General features: G+C 56.5%; 17 protein-coding genes. All 17 read left to right on the forward strand.

The annotated features are described in order from the left end of the window. The first annotated feature begins 72 nt into the window (after window positions 1-72). The 17 genes from asnB (at window position 73) to TAMC210_RS09450 (ending at window position 20,525) form a co-directional block, all read left to right on the forward strand. Window positions 73-1,917 (forward strand): asparagine synthase (glutamine-hydrolyzing), encoded by a 1,845-nt coding sequence (gene asnB / locus TAMC210_RS09370; protein ID WP_173298544.1) that lies wholly within the window; start codon window positions 73-75, stop codon window positions 1,915-1,917. Window positions 1,918-2,001: 84 nt separating this feature from the next. Next, window positions 2,002-2,667, forward strand: coding sequence for a response regulator transcription factor (locus TAMC210_RS09375; protein WP_173298545.1), 666 nt, complete (start codon window positions 2,002-2,004; stop codon window positions 2,665-2,667). 15 nt (window positions 2,668-2,682) lie between these two features. Continuing rightward, a complete protein-coding gene (locus tag TAMC210_RS09380; protein WP_173298546.1) occupies window positions 2,683-4,092 on the forward strand; it encodes a sensor histidine kinase in 1,410 nt (469 codons plus the stop codon). A 386-nt stretch (window positions 4,093-4,478) separates the two neighbouring features. Then, window positions 4,479-5,927: a sigma-54 interaction domain-containing protein gene (locus TAMC210_RS09385; protein ID WP_173298547.1), complete on the forward strand. Its 1,449-nt coding sequence runs from the start codon at window positions 4,479-4,481 to the stop codon at window positions 5,925-5,927. A gap of 188 nt (window positions 5,928-6,115) precedes the next feature. Further along, a complete protein-coding gene (locus TAMC210_RS09390; protein WP_254388610.1) occupies window positions 6,116-7,084 on the forward strand; it encodes a methyl-accepting chemotaxis protein in 969 nt (322 codons plus the stop codon). Between the two features lie 290 nt (window positions 7,085-7,374). Further along, window positions 7,375-7,974, forward strand: a complete 600-nt coding sequence (locus TAMC210_RS09395; RefSeq protein WP_173298548.1) for a C-GCAxxG-C-C family protein — start codon at window positions 7,375-7,377, stop codon at window positions 7,972-7,974. A gap of 106 nt (window positions 7,975-8,080) precedes the next feature. Continuing rightward, window positions 8,081-9,229 carry an iron-containing alcohol dehydrogenase gene (locus tag TAMC210_RS09400; RefSeq protein ID WP_173298549.1) on the forward strand — a complete coding sequence of 383 codons (1,149 nt, stop codon included), beginning with the start codon at window positions 8,081-8,083 and terminating at the stop codon, window positions 9,227-9,229. 63 nt (window positions 9,230-9,292) lie between these two features. Further along, on the forward strand, window positions 9,293-11,191 hold the full coding sequence (locus tag TAMC210_RS09405) for an aldehyde ferredoxin oxidoreductase family protein (protein WP_173298550.1): 1,899 nt from the start codon (window positions 9,293-9,295) through the stop codon (window positions 11,189-11,191). A gap of 206 nt (window positions 11,192-11,397) precedes the next feature. Beyond that, window positions 11,398-12,588: an MFS transporter gene (locus tag TAMC210_RS09410; RefSeq protein WP_173298551.1), complete on the forward strand. Its 1,191-nt coding sequence runs from the start codon at window positions 11,398-11,400 to the stop codon at window positions 12,586-12,588. A 289-nt stretch (window positions 12,589-12,877) separates the two neighbouring features. Then, window positions 12,878-14,446, forward strand: a complete 1,569-nt coding sequence (locus TAMC210_RS09415; protein ID WP_173298552.1) for an acyl CoA:acetate/3-ketoacid CoA transferase — start codon at window positions 12,878-12,880, stop codon at window positions 14,444-14,446. Between the two features lie 28 nt (window positions 14,447-14,474). Continuing rightward, entirely contained in the window at window positions 14,475-15,614 is a 1,140-nt protein-coding gene (locus tag TAMC210_RS09420; RefSeq protein ID WP_173298724.1) for an acyl-CoA dehydrogenase family protein, read from the forward strand. 34 nt (window positions 15,615-15,648) lie between these two features. Next, window positions 15,649-16,788 carry an acyl-CoA dehydrogenase family protein gene (locus tag TAMC210_RS09425; protein WP_173298553.1) on the forward strand — a complete coding sequence of 380 codons (1,140 nt, stop codon included), beginning with the start codon at window positions 15,649-15,651 and terminating at the stop codon, window positions 16,786-16,788. Between the two features lie 104 nt (window positions 16,789-16,892). Then, window positions 16,893-17,669, forward strand: a complete 777-nt coding sequence (locus tag TAMC210_RS09430) for an electron transfer flavoprotein subunit beta/FixA family protein (RefSeq protein ID WP_173298554.1) — start codon at window positions 16,893-16,895, stop codon at window positions 17,667-17,669. A gap of 1 nt (window position 17,670) precedes the next feature. Continuing rightward, window positions 17,671-18,600, forward strand: a complete 930-nt coding sequence (locus tag TAMC210_RS09435) for an electron transfer flavoprotein subunit alpha/FixB family protein (RefSeq protein ID WP_173298555.1) — start codon at window positions 17,671-17,673, stop codon at window positions 18,598-18,600. Between the two features lie 33 nt (window positions 18,601-18,633). Beyond that, window positions 18,634-19,923 carry an FAD-dependent oxidoreductase gene (locus TAMC210_RS09440; protein ID WP_173298556.1) on the forward strand — a complete coding sequence of 430 codons (1,290 nt, stop codon included), beginning with the start codon at window positions 18,634-18,636 and terminating at the stop codon, window positions 19,921-19,923. Further along, a complete protein-coding gene (locus TAMC210_RS09445; protein WP_173298557.1) occupies window positions 19,924-20,217 on the forward strand; it encodes a ferredoxin family protein in 294 nt (97 codons plus the stop codon). 44 nt (window positions 20,218-20,261) lie between these two features. Continuing rightward, window positions 20,262-20,525 carry a TIGR04076 family protein gene (locus TAMC210_RS09450; RefSeq protein ID WP_173298558.1) on the forward strand — a complete coding sequence of 88 codons (264 nt, stop codon included), beginning with the start codon at window positions 20,262-20,264 and terminating at the stop codon, window positions 20,523-20,525. The last annotated feature ends 80 nt before the right edge of the window (window positions 20,526-20,605 follow it).

Here is a 20,605-nt window from a genome sequence, read left to right on the forward strand (position 1 = left end):
AAGAGGGCGACGACGTCCTTCGCATTATGTGCGGGGGCGTCTTTTATTTTTCTTAATGGGGGGTAGAAATTAGTGTGCGGCATTAGCGGGTGGATAGACTGGGAAGTAGATGTGACCCGCCACAGGCCGACCTTGGAAGCCATGACCGAAACCCTCTCCTGCCGCGGACCCGATGCCGGTGGAATCTGGATTTCACCCCGGGCGGGCCTGGGCCACCGCCGCCTGATAGTAGTCGACCCTGAGGGCGGTGTTCAGCCTATGGTTCGCAAGAGAGGGGAGGAACAGTACATCATAATTTACAACGGCGAGCTTTATAACATGCCAGAGCTGCGCAGAGAACTGGAGGCCCGCGGGTATTCTTTCCAAACCCGTTCTGACACTGAAATTATCCTGGTGGCCTTCATGGAATGGGGAATGGAATGCGTCGAACGTCTGAACGGCATTTTTGCTTTCGCCATCTGGGATGTAAAGGAGCAAAGCCTGTTCTTAGCCCGCGACCGCCTGGGAGTTAAACCGCTATTCTATGCCCAGCGGGGTAGCGCTTTCCTTTTCGCCTCGGAATTAAAAGCCCTCCTTACCCACACAGCGGTTCGTCCGGAAATAGATGCCGAAGGGCTGGCCGAGATTTTTGTTATAGGCCCGGCCCGCACACCGGGGCACGGAGTGTTTAAAGGTGTTGCTGAGCTCAAACCCGGACACTGCCTGCTGTATCACCAAAACGGTATCTCTATACGCCAGTACTGGAGGCTTCAAAGTCATCCTCACCCGGATGATCTGGATACCACCGTTGCTAAGGTCAGGGACCTTCTAAAGGATTCCGTCGAGCGGCAGCTTATATCTGATGTTTCTCTCTGCACTCTACTATCCGGTGGCATTGATTCGAGCGCTATTACCGCCTTTGCCGCCGGAGCACTGCGACGGAAGGGGTTGGAACCCCTTAAGACATATTCCATAGATTATGCAGGCAACGAGAGCTATTATAGGCCTAATGAGTTCGAACCCACCTCTGACAGGGATTGGGGGAGAAGAGTTGCGGCCTTTCTGGGTACTAATCATCATACCGTCGTGGTTGATACTCCCGAGTTGGTCGAAGCCTTAACAGCGGCTGTCCAGGCTCGCGATTTGCCAGGCATGGCAGATATCGATGCCTCCCTTTACCTCTTCTGCCGCGAAATTAAGAAAGGGGCGAGCGTAGGCTTGTCAGGCGAATGTGCGGACGAAGTCTTTGGGGGTTATCCATGGTTTAGGCGCCAGGAGGCACTCCGGGCCCGGACCTTTCCCTGGTCCCTTGAAATAGAGAAAAGGGTGCGCCTGCTCTCGCCTGAGCTAACCCAGGAGATCCGGCCCTTGGAGTACGTAGCGGACCGGTATGCTGAGGCACTGGCTGAGGTACCCCGACTTCCGGCAGAAAATCCTTTCGAAGCCCGCATACGCGAGATTTTCTACCTGACCCTTACCCGCTGGATGCCCACCTTACTGGACCGCAATGACCGTATGAGCATGGCGGTGGGTTTGGAGCTCCGCGTACCCTTTTGCGATCACCGCCTGGTAGAGTATGTCTGGAATGTTCCCTGGGCCGTAAAGTACGTGGACGACAAAGAAAAAGGTCTTTTGCGCCGGGCCTTAGCAGGTGTACTGCCAGACGAAGTGCTGGCGCGGCGCAAAAGCCCGTATCCCAAAACGCATAATCCTGCTTTTCTGCATGCCGTGGGTGCCTGGGTGCGGGATATTGTTCACCAGCCTAATTCACCCCTGCGCCCCCTCATAAATATCCCCGTTGTCCGAGCTCTCGTGGAGTCACGTACCGAGTTCGATATACCGTGGTTTGGGCAGCTCATGAGACGACCGCAGCTCCTGGCCTACTTGGCCCAGATAGATTTTTGGTTGCGGGAATATCGGGTGTCGCTTGACCTTTAGATCCAAGACTGCACCCAGGGGATTGGTGAGGTATAATTAGTTCAGGACGGGGCGGCGGCTCCCTCAAAGAGGAGGTGGAGGACCTTGAAGCCGGTTATTTTGGTGGTCGATGACGATGAAAAGATTACCTCTTTATTGAAGCGCATACTCCTTTATGAAGGCTACGAAGTATTGGTAGCAGGCGACGGGTTTACGGCCCTTTCCCTGGCTACGCGCCAACCCGATTTGATAATCCTGGACCTCATGTTGCCCGATATAGACGGCGTGGAGGTTTGCCAGAAGATAAGACAACAGAGCGAGGTCCCCATTCTCATGCTCACGGCCAGGGATGAGACCGCCGACCGGGTTTTGGGCCTGGACAGCGGGGCCGACGATTACTTGGTGAAACCCTTTGCCCTGGAGGAACTGCTAGCGCGCATACGGGCCCTCCTGCGCCGCCACCGGCGGGCTGAGAGGAAAGTGCTGGAGTACGCCGACCTCAAACTGGATACGGGTACCCGGGAGGCCTGGCGGGGAAACAGGGTATTTCAATTGACGGCTAAAGAATACGATCTCTTAGAGTTATTTCTGCGCCATCCCCGCCAGGTCTTGACCAGGGAAACCCTGATGACCAAGATCTGGGGTTACGATTACAGTGGGGAATCAAACGTCTTGGAGGTTTATGTGGGGTACCTCCGCAACAAGTTGGAAGCGCAGGGGGAACCCCGTCTTATTCATACAGTACGGGGAGTCGGGTATGTTCTTAAATGAAGGGCGGCGAGGAAAGTGAATCTTAGGAGCCGCCTTACCTTGTGGTACACCGGGGTTTTGGCCTTTACTCTCCTCGTATTCGGAAGCTTAACTTACGCCCTGCTATCCCGCTATCTAACGTGGGAAACCGACTATTCTTTAATGAGCAAGGGCGATGAAGTCCTGCGCTCCATCAGGGTAGTGAGCCGGCCCCTGCGGCCCCAAGCTATTGTTTTGCCCGATGTAAATGCCTTTTCCAGCCCTTACACTTTTCTCCAAGTAGTAGACCTGGGAGGAGAAATTGTCGCCCGTTCCCGCAACCTGGCCGACCAGTTCTTACCGGTTGACGGAGAGACTCTAATCCGGGCCTTGGAAGGTAAGACCTTTTTTGAAACTAAACAAGTGGGAAACCAATGGCTGCGTTTATATAACCTCCCCCTGTACCTAGGTGACCAACCCGTAGGATTGCTCCAGGTTGGACGGCTCATGCACCCCGGCCTGGCGATTTTGGCCAGGTTACGGCAGATACTCCTCCTTTTGGGATTACTGGTACTGGTCTTGGCCGCAAGCCTGGGGCATCTCCTTGCCCGGGCGGCATTGAATCCCATAAGCCGTATGACCCGCCTGGCCGCGGAGATCGGCGAAGGAAGGGATCTGGCCCGGCGCCTGCCCCACCATGGCCCCATGGACGAGGTCGGCCGCCTGGCGGCTACCTTTAACGGCATGCTCGCCCGCCTCCAGAACGCGTACCAGCGGCTTGAGGAGGCTTATGCCTCCCAGCGCAGGTTTGTGGCCGATGTATCCCACGAGTTGCGCACGCCTTTAACTACCATCAGGGGAAATGTGGAACTCCTCCAACACATGGTTGAGTCGGGAAGTCCCATCCAGCCGGAGGCCCTGGCGGATATTGCCGGAGAAGCCGAGCGCATGAGCCGCCTCTTAAACAACCTTTTGACCCTCGCCCGGGCCGATGCGGGTTTTACCCTCGAACGGAAGCCCCTTGATATCGGCCGGCTACTGGCTGAAGTAGCCCGCCGGGCACCCTTCCTCGGTCGGGCCTCCTTTTCCTTGGCCGATTTGGGAGAACTAGAGGGCTGCCTGGTCCTGGGCAATGAGGACTTTCTAAAGCAATTGTTTCTTATCCTGCTGGACAATGCTTTTAAATATACCCCTCCGGAAGGCGCTGTCACCTTAGAGGCTGCCTTGCAGGACCGAGAAGTCGAAATAAAGGTTAGGGACACGGGTATGGGGATCCCGCCGGAGGAGTTGTCCCGTATTTTTGAACGCTTCTACCGGGGTGAAGCCAGCCGGCGGTCCGGCGGTACCGGCCTGGGGCTGGCCATAGCCCGGTGGATTGTGGAACAACATGGGGGAGCCATCCGGGTGTCAAGCAGCCCAGGGGAGGGCAGCATTTTTACCGTCCAGTTGCCCAGGCTGCAGAGGTGAGCCTGCCTGCTTCCGCAGTGCATACTTTTTATGGAAGTGTCCGAAATTTTGTGGTATAATGGGCTTGGATTGCCCAGCCGGGTGGAAGGGCCTCGCCCTCCCGCAGCCGCCCGCGGTCGAAGGGTAGGTGATCCATAGGCTGTTCTAGTGAGGGCATTCACTTCCCGCCCGGGGGAACTGTGATAAGCAATTTTACCGGCGGGGGAGGTGGAGCGGGAACTTACGGGGAGAACTTTGACGGGGGTGTCCTCAAGTTTAGCAAGGAACCCTTGGAACCGGGCCAGGTTATGCCGGGGCGGGGAGTATGGGAGTTCCTTTTTGGGGAACGGGTGAAAGGCGGATGGCAGCTTTTCTGGCAAATTCCTGCCGAGAGAAGGTGAAGTGATATGTTCTCCTTGCCCACAGAAAAAGTTACGAGGGGTATCCAGTTTACCAACCACAATCTTAAGCAGGTCTTTGAGAGCCTTCTGGACGCCATCTTTGTTACCGACCCCAAAGGTAACGTTCTGGTTTCCAATTCCACTACTGCCCTGAGTTTAGGAATATCACTGGACGAGTTTATAGGGTCCAACCTCCGGGACCTGGTACACAAAGGCTATTATAATACCTCTTATGCCTTGGAGGCGGTTAAAAGGAAGAGCCCCATGGGAGGAATTCTCCGGACGAGGCTCAACCTCACTTTCTTTTCGACCAGTACACCCATCCTTGACGAAAACGGGGAAGTAAAATTTGTCCTTACTACAGGTAAATTTTTAAATTTAGACGATAAATATGTAAAAACAGAAGCCGAACTATCCGGTGGCAAAAAGGGTGTTGCGGATGTATCGGTCTGTCTGGAGGAATCCACGGCTGTCGTGGCCGAAAGCAGGGCCATGCGGGAGGTGCTCCTCAAGGCCTACAAAGTGGCCCAGACAGACACTACTGTCTTATTGATGGGCGACACGGGGACCGGCAAAGATGTACTGGCCAGGTATATACACCGGCATAGTAAACGTTCCCGGGCACCTTTTATAACCATCAATTGTGCGGCCCTGCCCGAACACCTCGTGGAATCGGAATTATTTGGCTACGAAAAGGGAGCCTTCACGGGAGCTAAACCGGAAGGAAAAGAAGGTTTATTTGAATGCGCCCATCAGGGCACCCTTTTTTTGGATGAGATAGGGGAACTGCCGTTGTACCTCCAGGGAAAGCTCCTGCGGGTGATAGAAACGGGTGAGGTCCGGCGGATAGGGAGTAACCGGGCCCGGCAGGTGGACGTTAGAATTATCGCAGCCACCAATAAGGACCTCGAGGCTATGGTACAGCAGGGTACCTTCAGGGACGACCTCTACTACAGATTGAGCGTGTTTCCCCTTAAGCTGCCGCCCCTGAGGGAAAGACCCGAGGACATAGTAGCCCTCGCCTTTAACTTTCTGCAGGAATTCAATAAGAGATATGGAACCAGTTTTGAACTGGATTACCGCGTCCTCGAGTCCCTCCTGGCCTACGACTGGCCCGGTAATGTTCGGGAACTGCGAAACGCCATAGAGCGGATGGTAATTAGTTCTTCCGTAGAGGGGCAGTGTTCTCTCCAACCGATGTGCCAATCCGGGAAGGACGAGCCCAGAGCTTACAAGTTGATCAAATTGCTGGGGCTGAGTGGGACGTTGCGGGAGGTAAGGGAAGAGGTAGAAGAACTGTATATCAGACATGTTCTGGAGGAATGCGGTGGCCGCATCGGCAAAGCTGCGGAGAAACTCGGGATATATCGGACTGTTTTGTATCGTAAACTAAAGAGTTATGATGAGCGAAGACGTTCGGGCTTCGCCAGTCCGGGCGAGGCGGTCCAGAAGTAGCGGGGATAAAGGGGCCGGGGATGGTACCGTTTATGGTACGCTCCCCGGCCCCTTTTAGCTGATGATGTTCCGGAGGAGGTACCAACCCAAAGTAAGGAACAGGCCCGGGGATTGTTACTGTCCGTCACATAGGGAGTGGCATGAAAATTGCATAAGAAACTATTGTCCAAAAGGAGGAGACGACGAGGGTGGCTGGGGAGCTAGCGAGAAAACGGGCTTGGGGTGGAGTGCCGGGAAGCTGCCCTGGGGAAAGAGAAACTGGGGCCGGGAGCCGCGATTTGCCCGCCCTACAGCCGGAAGACGAGTCTGTTACCGCGGAAAGCCGAGGGGAAGTTTTTGCTCACTTAATCGCTGCTGCGCCCTATTTCTACCAGCTAATGGGAGAGAGGGGTATCCTGGGAGTTACGGATACGTCAGAGTATTTATGGATCAAGGAACCCCAGCACCTACCCATTAGTACCGGTGTCACCCCGGGACACCCCGTCCAGGAAGGGACGGTGGCCGGGGAGGCCATCAGGACGGGGAAACGGGTTGAACGTCAGGTGACGAGGGAAACATCCCGTTTCGGGGTGGGCTACTACGGGATGGCCGTTCCGGTATTTGACCGCGGCAAAGTCGTCGGCGCCATTAACTTTATACTTCCCACCGGCATACAAGACAGGTTGCGCGAGATTTCGGCCCAGCTGGTCGACTTTTCCTCCAAGGTCCATAACGCTATGGGCGATATTGCCGGTGCGGCTGCGGAGCTGGCCACTTCGGCGGCCGAAATGACCGAGTACTCCACCGAGCTGCAGGAGGGAATGAAAGTTTTGGAGGAAGTAATCAGGCTGGTACGCGATGTAGCCGACAAAACCCACTTGCTCAGCTTGAATGCCGCGATAGAGGCTGCCAGGGCTGCCGAACACGGCCGGGGTTTTGGGGTGGTAGCCGTGGAAGTGCGTAAGCTGGCCGAAAGGGTTAAGCAGAGCGTCATCCAGATGGAGAGCAGGATCAAGCACATGACCAGCATAATGGAGGGTATAGTTGAAAGGGTTGGAAACTTGAACGCCATGAGTCAGAACCAAGCCGCTGCTTCAGAAGAGATAAACACCATGGTAGCCATCCTTAATCAGGCGGCAAAGGAGATAGATGAGGTGGCCAAAAAAGGCTGCTTTTAAGAACAGCACCTTAAGTTTAGGTGCGCCGAGCCCCAGGACAGGAGGCTTTAGAAGAGGGCGCAAGGAAGGGAGGGATGGGGCAGGGCAGCGTTGCCACACCTAGTGGATGCTGAACGTGCGGGGACAGCGGAAAAACCCGGGGACCTAGAAGGCTGAAGGAGGTAGCCGGCAAGGGAAGGGGAGGTGGGTGGAGCGATAATTTCACGTTGGGCGGTTTGAAAACTATAAGAATTGCTCTATCTTGCAGGAATCCCCGATTTCTTACACTTCAATAATGAGGGGGAAACGCCGTGAGCAGTGATACCAAGGTAGCGGTGAGCGGCGTAGAAGGAGCAGCTGGGCAGTACATACAAGGAACAGGTTTAGCAGTACCGCCTCTGCCCTGGCCTTATAAAAAGCTTGACCCTGAAGTAGTACGCAGGAGGGGATATGAACTCTGTTTTAACAATGACAACTGTATGTACGGGAGCGCTGCTGCCCTGCTGCTAACCCTGCAGGAAACGGTCGGCTTCCCCTTTACATGCATCCCGGCGGACATGTTTCGTTACGGCGCCGGCGGAGTCGTGGGGTGGGGTACGGTGTGCGGAGCCATCAACGGTTCGGGGGCCATAATTGCCCTGGTTTGTAAGGAATACTTTGAAGTCATCAGGGAGCTCATGGCCTGGTATGCCACCTATCCGTTCCCCAGCGATAAGCATGGGGCCTACTGCAGATTCGAATCGAAGGTTAAGACCATAGCCTATTCCCCCCTCTGTAGCGATTCTTTATTCAAGTGGGGAGCCGAAGCAAAAGAAAGTATTCGCTCAGACATACAGAAGGACCGTTGCGCCAAGGTTGTGGGCGATACCGCAGCCAGGGCTGTTGAGATGCTAAACGCCCGGTTAGGATAAGGGGATCTAAGTTTTTGAGTTGTTTAAGACGCCGGAGTGGGGGCGCCGCTGCGCACCCTTCTAAGGAAATTAAGGAAATTAATTATTTAAGAAGGAGGTATCTACTATGGTATCTTACATCACCCGTACGTCGCCGATTTTGTTCGGCGTAGGCGCTATTGAACAGATCGGTGAGAGGGTAAAAGGGCTGGGCTGCAAGAAGGTCATGCTGGTCACGGATGCCGGGTTGAAGAGCGCCGGCGTGACAGACGAGGTAGTGAAGCACTTGACCTCGGCCGGGCTGGGAGTAGTTCAATACGATAAGGTCCCCTCTGACCCGCCGGATTATGCTATTGAGGAGTGCGCGTCCATAGCTAGGGCAGAAGGAGTGGACGGGGTCGTAGGAGTGGGAGGCGGTAGCGTCCTGGACGCGGCCAAGGCCGTGAATGTGCTCCTCACCAATCCACCGCCCATTACTGCTTACTACGGGGTTAATGTAGGCAAGAACCCGGGCAAAGTGCTGGTCCTGGCCCCCACAACATCGGGTACCGGCAGCGAAGCCACCGCTATTTCGGTGGTTAGCGATAGCCGTACCAGTAAAAAGAGCGGGGTAATCGGGCACTACTGTACGGCTACCCTGGCTATAGTGGATCCCGCCCTCACCATAAAACTGCCGCCTGCCCTCACCGCCGGTACGGGCATGGACGCCTTTTCCCATGCGGCCGAGGCCCTCACTTCCGGCCTTGCCAACCCCATATCCGATATATTGGCCGAGCGGGCCATCCAGCTCATTACCAGATACCTCCCCATCGCCGTGGAGAACGGCTCCGACATAACGGCCAGAACTAATATGTCCCTGGCCTCGCTGATTGCGGGTATTGCCTTTAACGACGCCTTGCCTCACTTCGGCCATGCCATAGCCCACACCATGGGGGGCCACTTCCACGTCCACCACGGCACGGCTTGCGCCCTCGCCATCGGCCCGGTCATCGCCCATGTCGCGTCCCTGGTACCCGATAAAGTGAGGATTATCGGCCGAGCCATGGGGCTGGACTTAAGGGACGATATGCCGGTCGAAGAGCTCGGACAAGAGGTGGCAGCTGCCATCAAGTCCTTCGCCGCTAAGGTGGGCATTACCGGGCTTAAACAGCTGAACCTTGACAAGTCGGCCTTGGAGGGCATTGCCGCCGATGTACCCACGGATGACTGCGCGAACTTCGGCCCCGAAAAGATGACCGTAGAGATTGCCGCCAAGCTGCTGCGAGCAATGGAATAGGTCCTCATGAAGTGAAGAGAAGTGAGCGGAGAACAGATACGGGCATGTGAGGAGGGTTAAATAGTGGTAACGCTTAAGGGCGGATATACAGGCAAAATTCTCAGAGTAAACCTGACCAGGAAGGAGACGAGGGTGGAAGAGCTCGATCCAAACCTGGCTGCCGCCTTTATAGGCGGAGCCGGGTTGGGGATCAAGCTCCTCTACGACGCTCTGCCTGCAGGAGTAGACCCTTTGAGCCCGGAGAACGTGCTGATCTTTGCGCCGGGTCCAATGACGGGGACCGATGCGCCGTGTGCCAGCCGCATGGCCGTCGTTGCGCGTTCACCCCTAACGGGCGGGCTGGCCGTGGCCTTGAGCGCCGGTCATTTCCCGGCCGAGCTCAAATTTGCCGGCTTTGACGCCGTCATAATTGAGGGTAAGGCCGAGAAGCCGGTGTACCTTTACATCAAAGACGGTGAAGTGCAGTTCCGGAGTGCCGAACGGCTCTGGGGCATGATGACCACCGACACGCAGCTGTTTATCAAAGAGGAAGTAGGGGATCACAATACTCGGGTAGCCTGCATAGGGCCTGCCGGCGAAAAGCTCTGCCGTATTGCATGTATTATCAACGAGCGGCGGGCTGCCGGCAGGAAGGGTGTCGGAGCCGTGATGGGTAGCAAGAACTTGAAGGCCATTGCGGTCCGCGGTAGCGGCAAAGTCAAAGTGGACGACCCCCAATCCTTCTCGTCCGTCTTGAGGGATATGCACAAGCTCATGCGGGATGACCCGGCCCTTTACCCCGGTTTGTCCAAGGTCGGCACCTCCGCAGCCGTTGATGTAACTTCGGCCATGGGCATCTGGTCGGCCAAAAACTGGATGGATACCGGGGTTTTTAGTCCCGTCGACAAACTGGGAAGCCAGGCCCTGGACCAGTTTACCATCCGGCGTAATCCCTGCTACCGGTGCCCTGTGGGCTGTAGCCAGGTAAGGCTTGCAAGGAGCGGCCGGTATGCGGGGGTGCTGAGCGAAGGCCCTGAGTTTGAAACTATATACTCCCTCGGTACCAATGTGGGCGTGGATGATCCCTTTGCAGTCATCGCCGGTGACCGGCTCTGCGATGAGTACGGCCTGGATTCCATATCTGCCGGTGTCACCATAGGTATGGCCCTGGAGCTTTGCGAGCGGGGGATACTGAGCCGGGAAGAAGTCGATGGCCTGGAACTCCGCTTTGGCAACGCCCAGGCCGTGCTGGACCTCATCGTTAAGATGGCCAATCGCGATGGATTTGGCGATGTTCTGGCCGACGGGTCCCGCCTGGCCGCCCAGCGTATCGGCCGGGGTGCCGAGAGGTACGCCATGCACATTAAGGGGCTGGAGCTACCGGCCTATGACATCCGGGGAGCCAAGGCCCATGGACTGAATTATATCACTTCGTACACAGGAGCCGACCATAACCGCGGCTACGCCTTCCAGGAAATCTTCGGAGTCCCCGTCCCCGAGCCGGTGGATCGGCTGGCCGTAGAAGGGAAAGGCAAACTGTGTAAGTGGAACCAGGACTTTTCGGCGGCCTGTTTCGACTCCCCGCCTTTCTGCAATTTCCTCAACTCGGTTCTAGGACCTGAGGGCCCGAGGATTGTAGCCGGCCTGTTGAATGCTGCTTCCGGGCTGAGCCTATCTCCTGAAGACATCTGGAAGGCGGGCGAAAGGATAATGAACCTGGCCCGGGTCTTCCTCGCCCGGGAGGGCTTTAGCCGGGCCGACGACACGCTGCCGCCAAGGCTTATGGAGGAACCCATAAAGAGCGGGGGTTCGGCCGGTCAGCTCATTTCCCGCGAAGACCTCGACAAGATGCTGGACGAGTACTATGAAGCCCGGGGTTGGGATAAGGAAACGGGGCTGCCCACCAAGGAGAAACTGGTAGAGCTGGGCCTGGAATACACGGCGGAAGCCGTGGAAAAGGCCAGGACCGCCCTCAGGAAGTAATCTTAGCCGGCCGGCGGGCAGGGAGGGGGGCCTTCCGGGCAGGGCGATAGAGGACCGCCATGTCTGTCCTCCTCCCCCATGGGTTGCAAGAGCCGCGGTCCGCCAGAAAAGGGTGAGCACCCGGGAGGCGGGCCGCGGACCAACCTGAGGTAGGAAGGAAAACCTTGCCTAAGGCAGGGGATTAAATGCGGAAAGGAGTGACTGTTATGCAACAGTCCCAAAGCCGGGTAAAGCTGGCCATCATGAGTATCGGAATATTGATGATGGGTGTAATGGCCATTGCCAGCGGGCTGTCGGTGATTGCTGCGCGCTTTCCCGAGGTTTCCCAGACCTCCATCCAGCTGCTGATAACCCTTCCGTGCGTTGTCATTATCGTGGTTACTCCCATAGTAGGCAAGCTACAGGAATATATTTCCATGAAGACCCTGGTCCTACTCGGTATAATATGCTTTCTGGCAGGAGGGGTGTTGCCTGCTTTCCTCACGTCTTTTTCCTTGATACTCGTTTGCCGGGCTATCCTCGGTATCGGCGTAGGTACGGTACAGGTGCTGGCCCCGGCGTTGGTTGCAGCCTCCTTTGAGGGGGATGAGCGCTCCAACGTAATGGGCCAGCTGACCTCGGCGCAAATGATAGGCTGTGCCATTATGGTGTTTGTGAGCGGCTACCTGGCTATGATGGGATGGAACATTACCTTCTATGTTCACCTCATCGCCCTCATTTCGTTGATTTGTGCTGCGGCTTTCTTGCCTCCTATTAAGCCCATGAAGTCGGGGGCTACCAAGAGCGAGCCAGCAGAGAAAGTGGAATTAACGCCAGCGGCCTATGGGTGGGCGGTTACCATGCTGGTGTTCTTTATAAGCGGATTGATTCTGGCAACTTACCTGGCCTTTCTGGTGACCGACCACAACCTGGGAACCGCAGCCGACGCCGGGCAGGCCACCATGATTTTTGCCATCGGCGGCTTCCTGATGGGCCTGGTGTATGGCAAACTGGCCCAGTTCGCCCGCAACGCCAGCCTCGCCGTGGGGCTGTTTATGGGCGTGATTGCCTACCTTATCATAGCCTTTGCCCCCAACATCTTTTTGGTTCACTTAGGAAGCCTGATATACGGTTTCTCGGTGACTACGGTTTTTGCCAGCATTATGGTGGGAACCTCCATGTCGGTTAAACCGGTGGCGGTGCCCCTGGCCACCTCCATTGTGGTGGCCGGACAGAACCTTGGTTCTTTCTTGTGCCCCTACATTATAACTCCCTTATCCGCTTTGATGAGTTCTGACATAAATATGTACGCCTTCATCACCGGGGCCATATGGTTGGGGATAATGGGCGTTCTCGCCCTTATTTGGGGTATGGCCAAGAACGCCAGAGAGGCGGCCTCTTCCAAGATAAGCGCTTAGAGATCAGGAAAAGGTCCAGGACTAGAAAGCGGGTGTAATCTGAGGCCGGTGGGATGACAGCCTCGCCCCCACAACCGGGCGGATAGTCGCGGGAAAGCCTGGGGGTGGGGCCTCCCTGAGGGGTTTATTGCAGCACATAAGGGTGCCGCCCACGCGGCACCTCTTTCTTAGGGGTAAAACGCTGGATATATCTACCTGGGCGAAGACGATTTCCTGCTTTGGCCCCCCATGCCGGGCCTTTAAGTGGTTCGGGCCAGGAGACGCAATTCATAAGGGGAGGAGACGGACTTTGAGCAAAGTAAAAACTGCTGACGAAGTTGCCGGACTCATCAAAGACGGCGCTACAGTAGGCGCCAGCGCCATGGGCTTGGCAGGATGGCCCGAAGAGGTGGCCCAGGCCATAGAAAGGCGCTTCTTGGTTTCCGGCCACCCCCGCGGCCTCACGCTGGTCCACGGTTCTGCTACTGGAGATTGGAAGGACCGGGGTGTTACGCGGCTGGGCCACGAGGGCCTGGTCAAAAGATGGATTGCTGGGCACATGGGTTCCGCAGCAAATATGGTTCGCTTGGTGGAGGAAAACAAGATTGAGGCCTACAATTTGCCCCAGGGCGTAATAGTCCAACTATGGCGGGAAATAGCCGCCAAGCGACCGGGACTGATTACTAAAGTAGGTTTGGGCACCTTTGTCGACCCCCGCGTAGAGGGGGCCAAAATGAACGCTAAGACCACCGAAGACATCGTGAAGCTCATCGAGCTGGAGGGGGAGGAATACCTTTTCTATAAGACCTTTCCCGTTGATGTGGCCCTGATCAGGGGGACGGTGGCCGACGAAAACGGCAATCTTACTATGGATAAAGAAGGCATGCTGCTCGAAGCCCTACCCCTGGCTCAGGCGGCCAAAAACAGCGGCGGTATAGTCATCGCCCAGGTCGAATACCTGGCGAAGGCTGGCACGCTGCACCCCAAGAAGGTGAAGGTACCCGGTATACTGGTGGACTATATTGTGATTTCCAGTAAACCGGAATATCACTTCCAAACTGAAGGCACCTATTATAACCCCGCCTTTGCCGGAGAAATTAAAGTCCCCCTGGCCTCCGTACCGCCCCTTCCCCTGGACGAGCGGAAAATAATAGGCCGCCGTGCCGCTATGGAATTGAGCCGTGGCGCTATAGTAAACCTCGGCGTGGGGATACCCACCGGGGTCGCGGCGGTGGCAGCCGAAGAAAGGGCCGTCGACCTTATAGTCCTCACTACCGAGGCAGGAAGCGTAGGTGGAGTCCCGGCGAGCCAGCCCCACTTCGGCCACGCTTACAATGCCGAAGCCGTGATTGAGCAGCACTCCCAGTTTGATTTCTACGACGGGGGCGGTATTGACGTGGCCTTTCTGGGCCTGGCGCAGGTAGACCAGGACGGCAATGTCAACGTGAGCAAGTTCGGCAGCAGGGTCATGGGATGCGGCGGCTTTATTAACATCAGTCAGAGTTCCAAAAAGGTGGTTTTCTGCGGCACCTTCACCGCCGGGGGATTGAAGGTCAAGGTCGAGGACGGGAAGCTGGCTATTTTACAGGAGGGCAGGAACAAGAAGTTCCTAGAAAAGGTAGATCAAATAACCTTCAGCGGCCGGTATGCTCAAAAGGCCAATCAACAAGTAGTTTATGTTACCGAACGGGCTGTATTCGGCCTGGAGGAAGGGAGAATTACCCTTTTGGAAGTGGCGCCAGGGGTGGACTTGGAAAAGGACATACTGGCCCACATGGACTTTAAGCCCCGCATATCTCCGGATTTGAAGATTATGCCTCCTGAGATTTTCCTACCTCAGTGGGGTTTGCTCCGCCAGATCATAGAAACTAAATCATAGAAACTAAGGAGAGAGGCCGGTGAACACCATGGTTGACGCGCTCTTAACTCCAGAACAACAGAAATACCTGGAGCTGGCCCGCAAGTTTACCCGGGAAAAAATACTGCCGGTGGCCGCCCAGTACGACCGGACGGGCGAGTTCCCGTGGCCGGTAGTAGAGGCGGCCCGCGAAATAGGGCTGCATTGCATGACCGCTCCCCGGGCCTACGGCGGGCCCGAGCTGGATTCCGTAACCATTTCCCTGATCATGGAGGAGTTTGCCTACGGGTGCGCGGGCATTGCCACTACTTTAGGCGGCAACGGCTTGAGTTCGTATCCGGTGCTCATCGCGGGTACTGAGGAGCAAAAGAAACTCTTCTTCGGCCGACTGCTTGCGGGGGGCTTGGGGGCCTTTGCCCTGACTGAGCCGGGAGCCGGCTCGGACGCCGGCGCCGTGTCTACCTCCGCCAGGCGAGAAGGGGACGAGTACGTAATTAACGGAACCAAGTGCTTTATCACCACCGGTGCCATGGCAGACATCTTTATAGTTTTTGCCTCCACAAATCCAACCATGAAGGCGAGGGGCTTAAGCGCCTTCATCGTGGAGAGGGAGCGGGAAGGCATCTCCATCGGCCATGAGGAAGACAAGATGGGTATCCGCGCCTCGAATACGGTAGAGGTAAGGTTTAACAACGTAAGGGTTCCCGCCGACCACCTGCTGGGTAAAGAAGGTGAAGGCTTTAAGATCGCCATGCAGACCCTGGACATGGCGCGGCCTATTGTAGGTGCCATCGCCGTGGGAGTAGCCCGTGCGGCTCTAGAAGAGTGCATAGACTATGTCAAAAGCCGTATGGATGGTACCAAGCCTTTGAGCGCCAACCAGGCCGTCCAGTTCAGGATAGCCGACATGGCCATGAAGGTAGAGGCGGCCAGGCTCATGGTCCGGCGGGCCCTGGCCTTAAAGGAGGCGGGAGTACCCTATTCCAAGGAATCGGCCATGGCCAAGGCTTATGCCTCGGATGTGGCCATGGAAGTAACTGCCGAAGCGGTAGAAATCATGGGGGCCGTCGGTTATTCCAAAGACTCGCGGGTAGAAAAGCTCATGCGGGATGCCAAAATAACCCAGATATACGAGGGCACCAACCAGATCCAGCGCATAGTGATTGCCAATAACTTGCTGAGGTCGTGACCTGGGTACCAGCCACATTGAAGGGGGTCGGAATATGCGTTACCCGCTGACGGAAGAACAACTTCTTATCCAGCAAAGCGCTCGGGAGTTCGCCGAAAGATACGTGGAGCCTGAAGCGATTCGCGTCGACCGTGAGGCCGCCTTCCCCGCCGATATCATAAAGAAACTGGCGGAGCATGATTTCTTCGGCTTAGTTTTCCCCGCCGAGTACGGGGGCATTGGAGCAGGCTTCCTAAGTTATGTCTTAGCCTTACAGGAGATTTCCCGCGCCAGCGCCTCCGTCGGCGCCATTCTCATAAGCCATTGTGCCCTGGCCGCCTATTCCATATACCGCTGGGGCTCTGGGGAGCAAAAGGAACGATACCTGCCGGCCATGTGCCGGGGGGACATTCTGGGTGCCTTTGCCCTGTACGAGCCCGGAGCCGCACCCGGGTGGGGAGAGCAAAAGGTAGTGGCTATTCCCAAGGAGGGCGGTTATGTACTAAGAGGCCGGAAATACTTTGTAGGCAACGGCGGCCGGGCAGGAATTTATGTAGTGTTCGCCCTTACCGGGCCGGAGGCAGGTCCCCAGGAAATGAGCGCCTTCGTCGTTGAAGCGGGCGCGCGGGGTTTATCCATCGGTAGGGATATTGACAAAATGGGTTTGCGGGGATGGCCGACGACGGAGTTGGTTTTCCATGACGTGGAGGTTCCCGCCTCCTCCCTCCTCGGAGCCCAGGGTAATGGGTTGGCGGTGTTGAAGGAGGCCCTGGCCGCAGCCAGAATATCGGCGGCCGCCCAAATAGCGGGTATAGTGGAGGCAGCCTTCCAACAGTCCGTTAAGTACGCCAAGGAGCGAATGCAGTTCGGAAGACCCATTGCCCGGTTCCCGGCGATACAAAATATGATAGCGGAAATGGCCGCTAATCTCCAGCTGGCGAGGCTGGCCGTCTACAGCACCGCAGATCTCGTGGATAAAGGAGAACCCTTTGAAGCGGAAGCCGCCATGGTTCATATGCTGGCCGCCAGGATCGGCCAGAAATCGTGCACAGACGCTGTCCAGATTCACGGTGGCTACGGGTACAGCCGGGACCTGGCGGTCGAGCGGCTGTTGCGCGACGTAAAGGGTGCGATTATTACCGATAGTGCAGGGGAATACCCCGAATTTACCGTGGCAGAGAGCATACTAGCTTAAGGTTGCGCGAGCACCATTGGTCTCTTGAGGGACTCGACTGCGGGCAGGAGGATTACTATGAGCCGGCGAATTAAGCTTCGTACAAGATACTTGGAGGGACGGTCATGGGAAAAGTAATTGTCTGTTACAAATGGGTAATAGATGAAAAAGACATCAAGATTAATCCCGATCTAACCGTCGATGTGTCCAGGGCGCAGAGGAAAATAAGCGAATACGACAAGAATGCCATTGAGGCTGGGGTGCGGGCCGCGGCCAAGTTGGGGTGCCAGCCGGTGGGGCTAACCTTTGGCGGCCCTGAAACCCGCCAGTCCCTCAAGGACGCCCTTGCCAGGGGATTGGAGGCCGCGTACTGGGTAAACAGCGGCGCGGCCGCCCAGGCCGACGGCGCGGTTACAGCTCGGGTACTGGCGGCTGCCGTACGGGCCATAGGTGACTACCGGCTGGTTATTTGTGGTGAAGGGGCCAGCGACACCTACGCCCGGCAGGTGGGGCCACGGTTGGGCGCCGTGCTGGACCTGCCGGTTGTCACTTCGGTAATCTCCCTGGACTTTGAGGGTGACGCGCTCCTGGCTATCCGCAAGCTGGAGGACTATATAGAGAAAGTTAAAGTAGAACTGCCGGCGGTAGTCAGTGTGTTACCTGAGATCAACGAGGCACCGGTTCCCAGCCTGAAGGCCGTGCTCGCAGCGGGTAAGAAGCCCACGACCGAATTTACACCGGAGGGACTGGGGCTCAAGGGCGAAGATATGGCCGGCCGGGTGGCGGTAGTGGGTACCAAGGGTTACGTTATGAACCGTAAGAACGTAGTTATTAAAGATGGCGACGCGACTGCAAAAGTTCAACAACTGATCACCTGCCTCCAGAAAGAAGGTGTTATCTAGTATGCAGGGGACCTACTTCGTATTTGCAGATAAGCCGGCTTTAGCCCATGAGCTTATCAGCTTTGGTGCCTCGGCAGGGAAAAGAGTCTGCGCCATTGCCCTCGAGGAAGGTCAGGCCCAGGGTTATATATACCACGGTGCGGGCAAGGTTCTAGTGCTTAAGGGGTCGAACGATATCCCGGAAAGTTACGCCAAGGCCATGGCCACGTTGTTGAAAAAGGAAGGTGCCGAAGTTTTCCTGGTAGGAGCAACGGTCAGGGGCCGGGAACTCGCTGCGAGAGTTGCGGGGTACCTGGACTGGGCTATGGTAAGCGATGTTTCCTCCCTCCGTTATGGAGAAGAGGGGGAGCTCGTTACCGAACGTTTAATGTACGGCGGGGCCGTCCTCCAGGTGGAAGCCGTGAGAGGCCCAGCGGTAATTACCGTTCCCGGAGGCAAGTTCGAGGGCCGAGCCGACGAAACGAGGAAGGGTGAGATAACTTCGGTGGAGGTGGAGGCCGACCCGAGGGTAGTCCTGCTCGAGAGGACCCCTATTGAGAAGCAGGGTGCGGATTTAGCCATAGCCGAAAAAATAGTAGGTGTGGGGATGGGCTTCGCCAAACAGGAGGACCTCAAGCTCGCCGAAGAACTCGCCCAAACCCTGGGCGCCGAGCTCGGCTGTTCGAGGGGAGTGGCCGAGGAGCGCAAATGGCTGCCGGCCGACCTGTATATAGGAATATCCGGGGCAACGGTAAAGCCGCGCCTCTACCTGTCCTTCGGAATATCAGGGCAGGTCCAGCACATAGTGGGAGTACGTGATGCCAAGATTATTGCCGCAGTAGATATCAACGAAAACGCCCCTATCTTCCAGGCCGCGGACTACGGTATAGTGGGCGACCTCTATGAGATCTTACCCCTTTTAACGGCAGCAGTGAAAAAAATAAAACAGTAGCAACACGTAAGTTTTCCGGAGGAGAGGTGGGCCTTGAGCGGGGAAGACCGGTTTGATGTCATAGTAGTGGGCGCCGGCCCGGCGGGAAGTGTTTGCGCCTATTCCTTGGCTCGAGAGGGAAAGGCAGTCCTCCTCGTCGAGCGGGGGGATATTGCCGGGGGCAAGAACGTCAGCGGCGGAAGGCTTTATACCCACGCCTTGCGGGTGCTGGGAGATGAATTGGCATGGGAAGCACAGGTGGAAAGAAGGGTTACCCACGAGCAGCTGATGATCCTCGCTGGCGAGCGTTCTTGCCTCCTGGAGTATCATGATCCGTCCTTCAATAAGGAAGGAGACGTACCTCACTCGTACACCGTCCTGCGGGCCGTCCTTGATGCCTGGCTGGCCGGCAGAGCCGAAGAGGCAGGGGCAGTGCTGGCCTGCGGGATCAAAGTGGACAATATTATAGAGAAGGATGGCCGAGTTATAGGAATAAGGGCCGGGGAAGATGAAGTTTACGGAGAGGTCGTCATTGCGGCCGACGGGGTAAACTCCCTCCTGGCCCAAAAGGCCGGCCTGGTGAGCGAGATCCAGCCTCACAATGTAGCCGTGGGCGTCAAGGAGATTATAGAGCTGCCGGCGAAGGTGATAGAGGAACGCTTTGGGCTGAGGGAAGGAGAAGGAGCTGCCCTTCTCATCCTCGGGTGTACCCAAGGGGCCAAGGGAGGGGGCTTCCTATACACTAATAAGGAAAGCATCTCCCTAGGGTGCGTGGTGTCCCCCGAGGAAGTGGCCCGGCAGGGAAAGCCGGTACACCGCCTCTTGCAAGAGCTCAAGTTGCACCCTGCAGTGCTTCCTCTGATCCAAGGCGGGAAAACCGTGGAATACAGTGCCCACTTGGTGAGCGAGGCAGGATACCGTGGCGTACCTGCAAAGCTCTACAGGCATGGCTTCCTAGTTATCGGAGATGCCGCCGGCCTGGTGATGAATCTGGGTTACACCATTCGCGGCATGGACCTGGCCATCTTGAGCGGGGTGGCAGCAGCCCGGGCAGTGCTGGGTGAGGATAAGCCGGAACTAATCGGACCGGCCTACATGCGGGAGCTGGAAAACCTCCAAGTCTTGCCGGCCATGAGGGCGGCCAGGGGGTATGTAGACTTCTTGGATAACCCCAGGCTTTACCGGCAATATCCTGACCTGGCCGTAGGCATTTTCCGCAAGCTGTTTACAGTAGAGGGGGGAGTCCAGCGCGGCATTAAGGCCCAGCTAATGGAAACCATTAAGGAAAGCGGCATTTCGCTTTGGGACGTGATCAAGGACGGGCTTAGGGGGTTAAGGCTGTAAATGGGCATACGGATTATGGATACGCCTGAACTTTTGGGCCTCAATAAGTTTAATGTAGATGAGAAAGAACCCCACATTAAGCTGGACAAGGAGTTATGCATCAGGTGTACGTCCAAGCCTTGCTTAGTGGTCTGCCCGGCAGGCCTTTACCGGCTGGACCCTAATGGGGAAGTGACTTTTGATCATGCCGGCTGCCTGGAGTGCGGCACTTGCAGGGTAATGTGTAAGAATAAAGGTATTATCCGCTGGGATTACCCCCGCGGAACCTTCGGTATTACCTATCGGTTCGGCTGATTACCCTCACAGCGGTTGGGGCAAATCCCAGGGGAGGTGGGAAAATGGCCAGGGTGATCGCCGAAATAACGGAAGTGCGGGGTAGCGGCCAGTGTTCGGCGGGTCACCGGGTGGGCGAGAGGTTCGTGTTCACCCAGGAAAAAACGCCTGCCCTGTGCCCGTGGGCCCTGGGAGCTCTGCTGGCGCCGGCTGCGGTGCTCCTTAACGGTGGACGCTTTTACTGGGCGGAAGGGGATGAGCCGACCCTGTGGGCCTGCCCCGACCCCGATATCACGGTGGTCTTCCGTCTCTACCGGGAGGAGGAATAGGGTGGGGTGAAATTCCTTTAAGCCTCAAAGCCCTTCGCCACGGCGCCGGAATAAACTACCGTTAAGCCGGCCTAAAACAC

Source organism: Thermanaeromonas sp. C210 (genome assembly GCF_013167955.1).
GTDB lineage: Bacteria > Bacillota > DSM-521 > Neomoorellales > Neomoorellaceae > UBA12545.